Raw genomic sequence first — 13,608 nt, 5'->3', positions numbered from 1 at the left:
TACTATGGTGAATGGCTGAACTTCTTTTTTTGTTTCTGAAATTTTAATTCCCAGTGTGTCGGGCCAGTTCTCCCCGCAGGGCCTTTTCAATACATCTATACAGATCTTCCACATTAATCGGCTTTGTTAAATGCGCGTTCATTCCAGCTTCAAAGGATTGGCTAATATCTTCATCCCGGGCATTGGCCGTAAGGGCCAGAATTGGTACAGTCTTGCTGTCAGACTTTCCTGAGCTCCTTATCTTCTTGGTAGCTGTAAGTCCGTCCATATAAGGCATTCTTACATCCATAAAAATTAAATCATAGGTTCCTGGTGCATTGGACATATACAAGCTAAGCGCCTCCTGGCCATTTTCAGCCACGTCCACATCCATCCCCCTTGCCACCAAAAGCTGCTGGCAGATTTCCAGGTTAATCTCATTATCCTCAGCCAATAGAACTCTGCATCCGCGACAAATATCTTCCTCATCATCCTTTAGCTGATAGGTAGAGGTTGCCACATCCAAATCCACGTTGATCCTAAATGTGGAGCCAACGCCCTTGGTGCTGTCAAAATCGATAATGCCGCCCATTTTCTTAATGATATGGTTGCAGATAGCCAGTCCAAGGCCAGAACCACCATAAACATTGTCCTCCGACTCCTGGGAAAATGCTTCAAATACCCTTGGCTTAAAGCTGTCCTCAATACCAATACCGGTATCCTTTATGGAAATTTCCAGCGACTGTCTGCCGTACTTCTCGGCCATACATTTGACGATTAAAGTTATCGTGCCAAAACGCTTTGTAAATTTAATGGCATTATTGAGAATATTTTTTAGAACCTGACGCATTCTGTCTGCATCAAAACGGAAGCACTTGGCCACATTAGGGTCTACCTCCAGCTGGAAATTTATCTTCTTTGCATAGGCATCAGCCTTAGCCTTGCCTGCCACAGTTTCAATAAATGGCTGAAACAGCACCACATCATTGTTGAGCTGGATATCATTGTTTTCCACATGGGAAAGAGCCCTTACATTTTCAATCATATCCAGTACGACCTTAGATGACGCCTCTATTTTATCAAGACAATAATTTACATATTCCTTTTGCTCAGAGCGTCCCTTGCCCAGCTCGGTCATACTGACAATGGTATTCAGTGGTGTCTTGATTTCCTTACTCATATGGAACAGCAATTGAGATTTTGCCCTACTGATACTCTCAGCATGCTTAAGGGCACCACGCATGGCATCCTGCATCTGGCGGTTCTCAGTGGTAATTTCCGTAATATCCGTCTGTACAGCAATTAAAACATCCTTTGCCTTCTTATCCAGATAGCGAAGGGTAAACTTTTTATAATGCAGAGCCCTGCCATTCTCATGGAATAACTTGAAGGTACCTGTAAATTCACCAAACATATTTACAGTATCCACAATATTGGCAAGCTGCAGCATTTTATGGCAAATACTCTTGTCTTCATCCAGCATATGCTCATTGATGAGGTGAGCTATGGCTTCATCGTAATCAGAAACCAGCTCCATATCATCGTTGAAAAAAGTATCATTATGCCTTAATATCCGTATTTTCCCGGACTTAACATCAATGTAACCGATAAAATCTACATTATCATGGATAGCCCGCTCAATAACTGTGCGTTCCATATCATTCTCAGCCAATCCACTATTAGTTTCTTTGTCTTTTACATTGTCTTCGCTCATATTACATTCCCGTCCTATTTAAAGATGCTTTTACAAACAGGTCTAAAATCTACAATTATCCAATATCACGTATCGCCAAACCAGATTCCTGCAAAAATGCAGCCAGGCGGCTGACACCGTCCATTATATCCCTGTAGTGCTCAGGGGTTAAGGACTGTGGTCCATCGGAAAGGGCCTTCGCCGGATCAGGGTGCATTTCCATCATGAGGCCATCAGCTCCTGCGGCCACAGCAGCAAAAGCCATTGGCTTTACCATACGCCACTTGCCAGTTCCATGGCTTGGATCAACAATAATTGGTAAATGGGACAAATGCTTAACCGCCGCCACAGCACTTAAATCCAAAGTATTACGGGTATATTCCTCGTAGCTTCTGATACCACGCTCACACAAAATAATCCGTTCATTGCCCTCACTCATAATATACTCGGCAGCGTTGAGCCACTCATCTATGGTAGCTGATATACCACGCTTCAAAAGGACCGGTTTATTTTGGCGCCCCACTTCCTTGAGAAGTCGGAAATTCTGCATATTTCTCGCACCAATCTGGAGTACATCCACGTACTCGGCAACCTTATTTACATTTTCGACCTCAGTTACCTCTGAAACTATTTTTAGTCCGGTGCGCTCACCGGCCTCTGCCAAATATTTCAATCCCAGCTCCTCCAAGCCTTGGAATGAATAAGGTGAGGTTCTTGGCTTGTAAGCGCCCCCCCTTAGGAACTGGGCACCTCCTGACTTTACTATATCAGCAGCCTGCATTATCTGTTCCTTGGATTCCACTGCACATGGACCAGCTATAGCCACCAAATTGCCATCACCGATTTTAATTCCACCTATATCAATCACCGTAGGCTGGGGATGATATTCACGACTAACCAACTTGTAACTCTTAGAAATACTCACTGCTTTTTCTACACCCTCAAGTGACTCCACATTAAGACAGCACATCTTTTCCCGGTCACCTATAACGCCTATAATTGTCTGAAACTCTCCCTCCATGACCTTACCGGAGAGACCGTTGTATTCAATTGCCCTTATAACCTCCTGAATGCTGCTCTCAGCAGCACCAGCCCGCATAATAATAACCATTAAATACCTCGTAAAAATACTCTTTCTTGATATTATAACGCTATTATTCATATTTTGCCAAAGGCAAAATATACATCACACCTCTTTTTTGTTGTCGGCACGAATAACAGGAAAACGCCCCGGATTTTTTAACCACACACTCTTGCGGCGGATTCCGTGCATAGCCGCATCGAGATTTACTATTCTTTTGGGTACATCCACATCAAAGAAGAAAATATACTCCCCTAGCCCTGTTCTTGCAGGTCGTGATTCAATACGGGTCATATTCACATCCCTGGTGGCCATCTCCAAAAGCACCTCGCAAAGACGCCCCGCATCCTTACCATCAATCTGACAGATAATAAGAGTTTTTTCCTCTGGAAGCTCCACCTTATAATCACTGCGGGCAAGCTGATAAAACCGGGTGGAATTATTGTGATGATCCTCAATATTGTGGTCAAGAGCCACAAGACCATTCATTTCTCCAGCCCTTTCAGTACAGATAGCCGCCCAGCCGCTATCTTCTGGCATTTCTCCCACCTGGGTGGCAGCGGCAGCAGAACTGACTACTGCGTCCTGCTCAGCATGGGGATAATTATTCATCAGATATTCTCTACATTGGGCCAAAGGCTGGGCATGGGAAAGAATCTTGGTAACCACGGTTTCCTTGCTCTTTGCCATGAGATGATTATGAACCCCCCAAATAAGCTCCCGGATAACCTTAAGTCCATCACTGTTGGCAAGGGTATCCAGAGTAATATTAATGGAGCCCTCTATGGAGTTTTCTACTGGAACCAGGCAGGTGTCCACAGCCCCTGTTTCCACTGCATGAATAGCCGCATAAATATTGGCAAGAGGCACCAGCTTACACCTTTCTGTAAGCTGATCGTTCAAATATAATGCTGCTGCTTCGCTGTGGGTTCCCACAGGACCCAAATACCCTAAAGTTTCCACTAACAAACCACCTGTCCCTGCCAAATATTAATACTCAAAATATTGTAATAATGTAAGGATATTATATATTTTGTAGCAATAATTGGCAATATTGTTACAACTCCAGACTACATATATTGACAGATGTTTTTCATATTGCTATAGTGAACTATAACATTTTGGTATAGATAGTATTTTATTTTTGTATACTGTCAAAAATGTTTGATAAATTTATTAAATATTGACAAAATTCTGATATAATCTAATTAAGAGTGCATCATTAGATTTTTTCTAAAAGAATGCCATGTGTATTATTTGAGTAATTGGAGGGGAGAAAATGAATTCCGAAATTACTATCAAGCTGCCGCGGTGCAAGGGGTGTGGTATCTGCGTGGCATTTTGCCCAAAGCAGGTTCTTGCCGTGGACGAGCTGGGAAAGGTAATGGTAGTTAATGCCGATGCCTGCATTGCCTGTGGCCAGTGCGAACTTCGTTGTCCAGATTATGCAATTTTTGTAGATAAGAAGGTGAAGGCATGAGTAAAGCGAGATTGATGCAAGGTAATGAGGCCTGTGTAGAGGGCGCGTTAGCGGCAGGCGTACGCTTCTTTGGCGGTTACCCTATTACACCTTCTACAGAGGTTGCAGAAGGTATGGCAAAGCTGCTGCCAACTGTTGGTGGTAAGTTTGTTCAGATGGAGGACGAAATTGCCAGTATGGGTGTTGTCTTAGGCGCATCCTTGGCTGGAAAAAAAGCTGTTACGGCATCCTCCGGTCCTGGTATTTCCCTGAAGCAGGAGCTTATCGGCTATGCTGCTGCTGCTGAAATTCCAGTTGTTATTGTAAATGTTCAGCGTGTGGGTCCATCCACTGGTCAGCCTACAGCCCCTTCCCAGGGTGATGTAATGCAAGCCCGCTGGGGTACCCATGGCGACCATCCAATGATTGCCCTTTCACCATGGAGTGTGCGTGAGGCATTTGATACTGCTGTTATGGCCGTTAATTATTCCGAACGTTTCCGCACTCCTGTTATTCTCCTGATGGATGAAATCGTTGGCCACTTGCGGGAAAAGGTGGAGCTTCCTGAGGCATCAGCCATCGAAATATATCCACGCCGTAAGCCTACCTGCTCCAGAGCAGAAGGCTACGAGCCATTTACTCCTGACAAGGATCTGGTTCCTAACACCGCCAACTTCGGTGAAGGCTATCACATTCATGTTACCGGCCTGATTCATGATGATACTGGTTTCCCTATCGGCAGCCCAAAGATTACTCGTGAGGTAACCAAGCGTCTCCACGAAAAAATCGACATTGCCCGGGATGAAATCACCCATGTAGAGGAATATTTCATGGATGATGCTGAATATGCAGTAGTTGCCTTTGGTGGCACTGCCCGTACGGCTTATGAAGCTGTTGCCAATGCCCGCAAGAAGGGAATCAAGGTAGGTATGGTGCGTCTTATTACCATCTGGCCATTTGCTGACAAGGCTATTAAGAAGATAGCTGAAAAGGTTAAGGGTATACTTGTGGCCGAGCTGAATTATGGCCAGCTTGTAGGCGAAGTTGAACGTGTTGTTGCCGGCAAGTGCCCTGTAGAGCTCTGTGCAAAATATGACATGACTATTTTTGAGCCAGCAGAGATCGAAGCTGGTATTGATGAGCTTGTAGCAGGAGGTAAGGCATAATGGAAAGATCTTTTGAAAAATATTTTCGTCAGAATCGCCTGCCACACCTCTGGTGTCCAGGCTGTGGTAACGGTATCGTTATGAAGGCTATTGTTCAGGCCATTGAAAAGAAGGGTCTGGACCAGGATAAAACAGTTATAGTTTCCGGTATCGGCTGCTCCTCCAGAGCTTCCGGCTATATGGATTTTGACACTCTCCATACAGCTCATGGCCGTGCTATTCCTTTTGCCACTGGTATTAAGCTGGCAAATCCTGAGCTTAATGTTATCGTCATAACCGGTGATGGTGACTGCACTGCAATTGGTGGCAATCACTTCATTCACGGCTGCCGTCGTAATGTTGATCTTACTGTGGTACTCTTTAACAACAGTATCTATGGTATGACTGGTGGTCAGGCTTCTCCTATGACTCCTACCCACAAGAAGGCCACCACAGCTCCTTATGGTGCTATTGACAGAAACTTTGATGCCTGCCGTCTGGCTGAGGCTGCTGGTGCAACCTATGTAGCCCGCTCCACAGCCTTCCATGTTCAGCACCTTACTGACATGATTGCCGGTGGTATCGACAACAAGGGCTTCTCCTTTGTAGAGGCCATCTGCCAGTGCCCAACTTCCTTCGGACGTAAAAACAAGATGGCTGACCCTGCCAAGATGATGATGTGGATGCGTGACAATGCTGTTATGAAGGCAGCTTGGGACAAACTGCCAGATGATAAGAAGACTGAGGAAAAATTCCCTATCGGCCTCTTCTACAATGAAAGCGAAACAGATTATGCAACTGCATACAACGAGGTTATTCAGATTGCAGGAGGTGCTGATAAATGAGAAAACAGCTTAGATTATCTGGCTCTGGTGGCCAGGGTGTAATAACCGCTGCTATTATTTTTGCTGAAGCTGCCGTAGCAGAAGGCAAGGAGGCTGTTCAGTCCCAGTCCTATGGCCCTGAGGCCCGCGGTGGTGCTTCCAAATCCGAGGTTATTATTGATGACCAGCCAATCTATCATCCTCATGTTGAGGTTCCGGACTTAGTACTGGCCATGACCCAGAAGGCCGCAGATAAATATTATGCTGACCTTAATCCTGAAGGCGTTCTTGTGCTTGATACGGATCTGGTGCCTGAACCACCTAAGTTTAAAAATGTTATTCGCATCCCTATTACCAAGCTGGCAGTTGAGGAAATCGGAAAATCTCTCTTTGCCAACATTGTGGCTTTAGGTGCATTGGTTCGCATAACCGGTCTCGTTGATTTTGAATCCATCAAAAAGGCCGTTGCCAACCGTGTACCACCTCACACTGTAGAGCAGAACATGAAGGCTCTTCAGGTAGGCTGGGACGCTGTTCCAGAACAGTAATATCCGACAGTAAAATAATCAAAAATAAAAATCCTCTGGCCTTGGGCTGGAGGATTTTTAATTTTGAACATAATTTTTATATTAATCTTTTGGTTTCAAGGTTCCATTCTGGTACGCTGTCAAAAGATTATACAGGTCCGTAATTTCCTCCTGAATAATCTTACCCTCATCAGTATCACCCACACTGGTGTTTTTGGATTGCAGTTCCAGCGTTTCAGATACAGACTCAATATCCTTGTTATTCTTCAGAGCTTCCTTTACATCTGCCACTGTTTGATGCTCCAGAAGCCTTAAGCCACGGGAGTTGGATATAAGGGTATAGCCGGAAATGCCGGTCTTATTGTGATAAGCACGGCAGAAGCCGCCATCGATAACAATGGCCTTGCCGTTGGCCTTTACAGGGGTCTCACCCTTCTTTACTTTTACAGGAACATGGCCGTTGATAATATGACCCTCCTCAGGATCAAGGCCAAACTCCTCCAAAATTTTCTCGCAAACCTCTTCCTTGTTTATCAACTTATAATATGGGTCTGCAGGCTCCTTCCAGGTGGACTCATCCACAAGGAACATGCGCTCAAAGGTGCGGAACTCACGACCACTGATTGGCGAAAGGAGACCGCTCCACAGGAACCACATGAAATCCAAAGCCCGCTGGTCCTTACCCGACTGGGCTTTTCTGGCCAGCTGATCTACAAAGTCCAGATAAGCGCGGCCCTTATATTTCTTGCCATCAAAGGTAACTTCCTTAAAGGAGCCGTCATTATTAAGAGGCACACAACCGTGGAAAAGTAAATTTCCATTAAAGCAGGTATAAACACTGCCATGCTTATACAGATAATCCACATGACGACGCAATGGCTCACTTTCAATGAAGAAGGACTTTAAGTGCTCCATAATAGCTGCTTCTTCCTTGGTCAGCTCATAAGGATTTTTAGGATCTATGGTTGGGAAGTAGGCAGAGGATAACTCATATTTCTTCCCATCCTTTTTGAAGCAGGAGGTCTTGTGGTCAATATATTCCAACAGCAAACGACTGTCCATGTGGAAATCCGGATTACGTTTAATAAGCTGACCCTCCAGTTTAAACATAATCATGGACATGGCCTTTTCTGATGCCTTTAACGGGCTCTCATCAGGATAAATCCTATGGGCAAACAGAGATAGAGGTCTAAGACTAATAGCATACCCCTTTTCCAAGACGTCCGTGTTGTTGTATCTTAAGCTGTTCCTAACAACACCAGCAATACAAACATCACTGCCACAGGCCGCTCCCATCCACATAACATCGTGATTACCCCACTGGATATCAATTGACGGATAATTCATCACCATTTCCATAATAGCATCAGGACGGTTTCCTCTGTCGAAGAAATCTCCCACAATATGCATGTGGTCAACTGCCAGCCGCTTTATCAAAATAGTAAGAGCAATAATAAAATCTGATGCCCCATCCACCTGGACAATCATATTCAAAAGCCGCTTATGATAGATGAATTGGGCATGGTCAGCCTCAGGATGAGTGTTCAACAGCTCCATAATAACACTGCGGTAAAGCTTCGGAACAAAGCTGTTCACCTTGTCCAAAGGATACTTGTAGCTCATGAGCTTTACCACTTCAAGGAGTCTGGCCAGACTTTCCCGATACCACTCTGGATTATTGCGGCGCTTATCCCTCATCTGCTCAATCTTTTCCTTTGGATAGTATATGAGGGTGCAAAACTCAGCCTTTTCCTCATCGGTCAGGCGGGCCCCAAATACATAATCCACCTTCTCTTTGATAACACCGGAGCAGTTGTTGAAAATGTGATAAAAGAGCTCATACTCACCGTGTAAATCACTTAAAAAATGCTCAACGCCCTTTGGCAGGCTAAGGCTTGCCTGAAGATGAATCAGATTTGAATATACTGATTCCTTGGTAGGATACTTCTCTGCCAGCAGCCTTAAATATCTTTGCTTCTGCTTTTGCAAATTCGTAATTGGTGCTTTCATCAGTAAAGTGCCTTTCTTTTTTTACGTCTAAAACTAAGGGTAAAACAACCCCTTTTCCTTAACTACTATTGTACTAAAAAAAGGGACTGTTTTACCAGTCCCTTTTCATGTTTTAAGTTACTGCAGCAAATTCAGGAACCATGAGGAGTTGCTCATGGACTGAGCCAGCATTGCCTGTGAAGCCTGCATCTGAATGTTGTAGCTGGTAAACTGTGTAATAGCCTTTGCCATATCAGAGCCAATAATAGTAGTCATTGCATCAGTAACATTAGTCTGCTGTGTAACAAGATTGTTATGGGTGTAATCCAGCCTTGATTGCATAGCACCTACGCTTGTCTGATGGTCAAGGATGCGGTTAATTGCATTATCAATAACATTGATAGCTGCATTGGCATCCTCCTGGGTACCAACACTTAGATAGGAACCGTCAGAGCCCTGAAGTCCCAAACCTCTGGCACTGGTATCCCCAAATGCCACGTGCATATTTTGGGTAGACTCAGAACCAGTATGAAGCACCAGAGAATTATCCCCTCTGGTATCTGCTGCCCCAATTGTTTCAGTAAAATCATCCAAGGCCGTATTGGTAGACTTCTTCACATTACCCTCAGCGTCCGTAACAGAAATTGTAAATCCCGCAATGGAGCCTGCAGTACCTGCCTGAGCAGCCTTAACGGTAACGGCATTCTGGTCATCCACTGTATGGAGCTCCTTGCCGCTGGCATCAGTACCAATCACAGAGGTGGCTGTATCCATAGATGAAGTATCAAACACATCTCCAGCCCCAGCTTCATTTGCCTTCTTGAAAATATCCTCAAGAGTGTATTCTCCGGCAGTGAATGAGGTTGAATAGGTCTTGCCATCCTTTACAAAGGAAACATTTACAGTATCTGTTGCATCAATATTCAGGCTATCTCCCTGACGGCGGGTAAGGTCAGTGAGCTTGGTAGCCCCAGTAGTATCCAGCCCCAAACTGCTGTTGGTATAGGCCTGATTTGTTTCCAGAGTAGCCGCCTTATTTGAACCATTGAGCAAATACTTGCCATTATAAGTTACCAGAGAATTATCGTTAATCTGGTCTATATACTGGTTTAACTCCTTTTGAATAGTAGCCCGATCACTATCCTTTGCTGTGGAGTTCGCGGCAGCAATGGCCTTTTCCTTTAAAGTAGTCAATATATCCAGAGTATTATCCATGGCACCGCTTGCCACATTCAACATGCTGTTGCCAGTCTGTACATTGGACGTTGCCTGACCAAGGGCACCAATCTCCACATCCATACGCTTACCAATAGCATATATCGAAGTATCATCCTTGGCCGAATTAACCCTATTGCCGGTAGCAACCTGATTAGCGCTCTTCATTGCCATTTTATAGTTATAATTCATCTTATTGAGGAGCGAAAGTTGCTGGGCATATGAACCGATGGTAGCCATACGTATTACCTCCCTGCCTGTAGCTAATGTATCATCCTTGATACTCCACGACATCATTATCCTTGTATATATTTATCGACATTTACAGTAGAATAATTAAATAAAATTTATGATTTTTTCTGAGAATAATATTTCTTTTTTGAAGAAAAATTTGAACAAATGCGTTATGACGAGAAATACTTAAACCTCGTCGCGACGCGAAGCTAGTCCTTTAGGGAAACGCTTAAATAGAATATTTTTCTTTTTTGAAGAAAAATTTGAACAAATGCGTTATAATAATACGAGTGATATTTAACCTCAAGGGAGGACCTCTATATAATGAAACATATCGACTGGCAGGACATGCTTGCCCAAGGTCGTAGACGAACCAGAATTCAGCGAATTGTTGCAATTATACTTATATCTGCAATTCTAGGATATGTATTTTGGTATTTCTTTTATGCCTCAACACCAGAATATGCATTAAATAAATTACAACAGGCTTTTAAAACTAAGGATCAGGCCACTATAGAAAGATATTGTGACCTGGAAAGTATTACCGGCAGAGCCTACGATGACCTGACCCGGGATATGTTTGCCCATGACAGCCACCTCACCACGGAAACAAAGGTGATGTTTGAAACCTTCTACATGAAAATAAAGCCCCAGGTAGTCAGTGACACAAATTCCTTGATTTTGGATTATATCCCCACCGGCAAATGGTCAGTACCTACAGGAAACAATCTCTTAAAGGGACGCCAGTTAGGTATAGATTATGAATATTTGGTGGAGCGCTCCCAGCTTCGCAACACAGAATTTGTGAAGATAGAAAGCGTTAGAAAAAGCGGCTCTAATGAAGCTGTCGCCAAAATCGTCGTTAAGGATACCTATACAGGCACCCAATTTACTCTCCAGGTTATCATGATAAAACGTGATGGTGACTGGAAGGTATGTGAAATCAAGAACTACCGTGACTATCTTGATTTCCTCAGTCCAATACAGGAAAAGGGACTGAAAAAATACATGGATGCCACTGCCGACATCATCGAAAAATATAATGATATTTTGGACAGCCAGCAAACACGCTTCAAAAAACTGGATAAATCCTCTGATGGTATTCTTACTGCCAATATGAGAAGCAAAATGGTTTCCTATATACGTTCTGATATTATTCCTGCCTTAGAAAAACGTCAACAGGAGCTGGATAATATCCCTGTAATTGATGGTGCTCAGTATCTGGCAGCCCAAAGAAAAGAATCCACAAGACTTACTGTTGAAGCCTGGAGGCATTTTATAGAAGCCCTGGAGACGGATTCACCTAATGAATTTAACGTTGCCAAATCCTATCAAAAGGACGCTATGGACATAGACTACCGTACCGATGATGTGGTGAAGAACACCGCCATCAGCAGCAGTAAAACCTCAACAATTCCATAAATCCTGCAAAAAAATTACCCGTGGTGAAAACTCACCACGGGTTTGTTATTTACTTAGCAAATATAAAAACAGATATTAAACTTCTTTTTTGGCCTTTTTCCTCTTGCTGTACTTATAATACGTAACAGCAGCCACAAGCACCAGAATCACGCAGAAGGCAATACTGATTTCATGACCAACCTCCATCATGACCTTCCAGCCTTCACCCAGCATCATACCAATGCCCAAGATAAGCATGGTCCATGGAAGTGAACCAACAAAGGTATAAAAAATAAACTTCTTGATATCAACATGGGCAAAACCAGCTGGCAAGGAAATAAAGGTACGAACCACTGGCAACATACGGCTGAAAAAGACAGCCTTTACACCATATTTATCGAACCACTCCTGGGCAATATCCACATGGGATTTCTTCATAAAAAAATACTTACCGTACTTATCTACAAATGGTCTTCCACCTAAATGTCCTACATAATAAGTGAGAATGGATCCCACCATACCGCCTATCATACCTACAACAGTAGCCATAAAGAAGGTCATACGGTCAATGTAAATCAGATAACCTGCAAACCCTAAAATCAACTCACTTGGAATAGGAATGCAGGCATTTTCCAATCCCATGAGAACTGCTACTGCCAAGTATCCCCACTGGTCAATAAAGCCCAGAAAAACATCAGCAAATTGTGACATAGAAACATCCTTTCAGTCATAAGTAAAATACAAAAAAAGAGCCCCAAACCGGACTCATCTAAACTATATGGTGCCTCAGAGCGGAATCGAACCACTGACACGGGGATTTTCAGTCCCCTGCTCTACCAACTGAGCTACCGAGGCAAAAAATGGCGACCCGAAGGGGACTTGAACCCCTGACCTCCGCCGTGACAGGGCGGCATTCTAACCAACTAAACTACCGGGCCGTTATTAGTAAAATTAACACGAGATAAACTCGTGGAATTGTCATGGTGGGCGCTAACGGGCTCGAACCGCTGACATTCTGCTTGTAAGGCAGACGCTCTCCCAGCTGAGCTAAGCGCCCTTATTACACAGGAATATATCCTGTTCACAACATTAGCTATTATACAGGAAAGGAAATATGATGTCAAGAAAAAACATGCCCAATAATACAATATCAGGCATGTTAAAAACTTATTTTTGAAATTAATTATTCCATAGACGCCTTGAGCTCCTTAGAGGTATCCACAACCTTGGTAAGACTGGCATTTATACGCTCTGCAGCACCAGCCTGCTCACGGCCCATAGCCTCAATTGCATTAATAGAAGCTGTAATATCAGTAACGGCCTTATTCATTTCATTCAAGGTCTTCTTAATACTCTCAGTAGCATTACGGGATTGTTCTGCCAGCTTTCTTACTTCCTCTGCTACAACAGCAAATCCGCGGCCCTGTTCACCGGCACGGGCAGCCTCGATAGAAGCATTAAGGGAAAGTAAATTGGTCTCCTCAGCGATTTCAGCAATAATACCAAGAGCCTTAATAGTCTCAGCATTCTTTTCAGCCAACAGCTTAGCCTGCTTAACAGACTCCTGACCTACTTCATTAAATTTAGCTGCGCTTCTTCCAAGAGAAGTAGTCTCATCAAAAGCAGCATCTGCGTAGCTGGCTATATCCTTTACCAAAATGCTCTGAGCTTCATTATCTATTGCCATATCAATTGTCCTCCCTATACTTATTCAATGATAACTGTGTCTAAAGAATTATATTCGACACATAATTATCTATACCTGCAAAAGGAAAAAAAAAGATAAAAAATATTTTATTGATGGTATGGAATATGAAATAGCGGGTGGCATGCGGAGCTCTAAATGACACATTGGCATAAAATATATTTAAACAAATATAATGTGACGGACGGCCTGAAAAACAATAAAAAGAGGACTGTCAAAAGACAATCCTCTTTTTTAACCGGCAACTTCCTATCCTCCCAGGCCGTCTCCAGCCAAGTACTTTCGGCGTTTATGTGCTTAACTACTGTGTTCGGAATGGGAACAGGTGGGACCACATAGCCATCATCACCGGATAT

The 13,608-nt window shown here is 43.6% G+C and carries 12 protein-coding genes, 3 tRNA genes and 1 rRNA gene; 5 read left to right on the top strand and 11 right to left on the bottom strand.

The genetic code is table 11. The annotated features are described in order from the left end of the window. Positions 1 to 43: 43 nt before the first annotated feature. From B6K08_RS12130 to pheA, 3 genes are all read right to left on the bottom strand, one after another. The gene (locus B6K08_RS12130; RefSeq protein WP_039211735.1) at positions 44 to 1,693 is read right to left on the bottom strand and encodes a hybrid sensor histidine kinase/response regulator; all 1,650 of its coding nucleotides are present in this window, start codon (positions 1,691 to 1,693) and stop codon (positions 44 to 46) included. 55 nt (positions 1,694 to 1,748) lie between these two features. Further along, positions 1,749 to 2,783, bottom strand: a complete 1,035-nt coding sequence (aroF, locus tag B6K08_RS12125) for a 3-deoxy-7-phosphoheptulonate synthase (protein WP_027397889.1) — start codon at positions 2,781 to 2,783, stop codon at positions 1,749 to 1,751. Between the two features lie 75 nt (positions 2,784 to 2,858). Then, on the bottom strand, positions 2,859 to 3,716 hold the full coding sequence (gene pheA, locus B6K08_RS12120; protein WP_039211739.1) for a prephenate dehydratase: 858 nt from the start codon (positions 3,714 to 3,716) through the stop codon (positions 2,859 to 2,861). Between the two features lie 316 nt (positions 3,717 to 4,032). Here pheA and B6K08_RS12115 point away from each other — a divergent pair, with 316 nt between their 5' ends. The 4 genes from B6K08_RS12115 to B6K08_RS12100 are packed head-to-tail and all read left to right on the top strand — an operon-like array spanning position 4,033 to position 6,729. Next, complete coding sequence (locus tag B6K08_RS12115) at positions 4,033 to 4,233, top strand: 4Fe-4S binding protein (RefSeq protein WP_027397891.1); 201 nt, start codon at positions 4,033 to 4,035, stop codon at positions 4,231 to 4,233. Beyond that, complete coding sequence (locus B6K08_RS12110; RefSeq protein WP_027397892.1) at positions 4,230 to 5,378, top strand: 2-oxoacid:acceptor oxidoreductase subunit alpha; 1,149 nt, start codon at positions 4,230 to 4,232, stop codon at positions 5,376 to 5,378. Before B6K08_RS12115 ends, B6K08_RS12110 begins: the two co-directional genes overlap by 4 nt. Continuing rightward, the gene (locus tag B6K08_RS12105) at positions 5,378 to 6,202 is read left to right on the top strand and encodes a 2-oxoacid:ferredoxin oxidoreductase subunit beta (protein WP_027397893.1); all 825 of its coding nucleotides are present in this window, start codon (positions 5,378 to 5,380) and stop codon (positions 6,200 to 6,202) included. The genes B6K08_RS12110 and B6K08_RS12105 overlap by 1 nt, the downstream gene beginning before the upstream one ends. Further along, a complete protein-coding gene (locus B6K08_RS12100; RefSeq protein ID WP_039211743.1) occupies positions 6,199 to 6,729 on the top strand; it encodes a 2-oxoacid:acceptor oxidoreductase family protein in 531 nt (176 codons plus the stop codon). Before B6K08_RS12105 ends, B6K08_RS12100 begins: the two co-directional genes overlap by 4 nt. An 81-nt stretch (positions 6,730 to 6,810) precedes the next feature. Here the strand turns inward: B6K08_RS12100 and B6K08_RS12095 are convergent, their stop codons facing one another. Together B6K08_RS12095 and B6K08_RS12090 are read right to left on the bottom strand one after the other, a co-directional pair. Next, complete coding sequence (locus B6K08_RS12095; protein ID WP_039205632.1) at positions 6,811 to 8,718, bottom strand: fructose-bisphosphatase class III; 1,908 nt, start codon at positions 8,716 to 8,718, stop codon at positions 6,811 to 6,813. 117 nt (positions 8,719 to 8,835) lie between these two features. Further along, positions 8,836 to 10,152, bottom strand: coding sequence for a flagellin N-terminal helical domain-containing protein (locus tag B6K08_RS12090; protein ID WP_039205633.1), 1,317 nt, complete (start codon positions 10,150 to 10,152; stop codon positions 8,836 to 8,838). 318 nt (positions 10,153 to 10,470) lie between these two features. On the opposite strand from B6K08_RS12090, the gene B6K08_RS12085 reads away from it, so the two are divergent. Continuing rightward, a complete protein-coding gene (locus B6K08_RS12085; RefSeq protein ID WP_039205635.1) occupies positions 10,471 to 11,568 on the top strand; it encodes a hypothetical protein in 1,098 nt (365 codons plus the stop codon). A 75-nt stretch (positions 11,569 to 11,643) separates the two neighbouring features. Here B6K08_RS12085 and B6K08_RS12080 read toward each other — a convergent pair whose 3' ends face one another. From B6K08_RS12080 to rrf, 6 genes are all read right to left on the bottom strand, one after another. Beyond that, a complete protein-coding gene (locus tag B6K08_RS12080) occupies positions 11,644 to 12,258 on the bottom strand; it encodes a DedA family protein (protein ID WP_039205636.1) in 615 nt (204 codons plus the stop codon). A gap of 68 nt (positions 12,259 to 12,326) precedes the next feature. Further along, positions 12,327 to 12,402: transfer RNA gene (locus B6K08_RS12075), tRNA-Phe, on the bottom strand. Positions 12,403 to 12,408: 6 nt separating this feature from the next. Continuing rightward, positions 12,409 to 12,485 (bottom strand) — tRNA-Asp (locus tag B6K08_RS12070). 43 nt (positions 12,486 to 12,528) lie between these two features. Further along, positions 12,529 to 12,604: transfer RNA gene (locus tag B6K08_RS12065), tRNA-Val, on the bottom strand. A gap of 126 nt (positions 12,605 to 12,730) precedes the next feature. Continuing rightward, positions 12,731 to 13,234, bottom strand: coding sequence for a methyl-accepting chemotaxis protein (locus B6K08_RS12060; protein ID WP_039205638.1), 504 nt, complete (start codon positions 13,232 to 13,234; stop codon positions 12,731 to 12,733). Between the two features lie 254 nt (positions 13,235 to 13,488). Further along, positions 13,489 to 13,605, bottom strand: a 5S ribosomal RNA gene (gene rrf / locus B6K08_RS12055). Positions 13,606 to 13,608: the final 3 nt, after the last annotated feature.

It is taken from the genome of Anaerovibrio lipolyticus DSM 3074 (genome assembly GCF_900141865.1).
In the GTDB taxonomy this organism is placed as follows: domain Bacteria; phylum Bacillota; class Negativicutes; order Selenomonadales; family Selenomonadaceae; genus Anaerovibrio; species Anaerovibrio lipolyticus.
The sequence above is the reverse complement of the archived record's forward strand: the minus strand, read 5'-3'. Positions and strand labels throughout refer to the sequence as shown.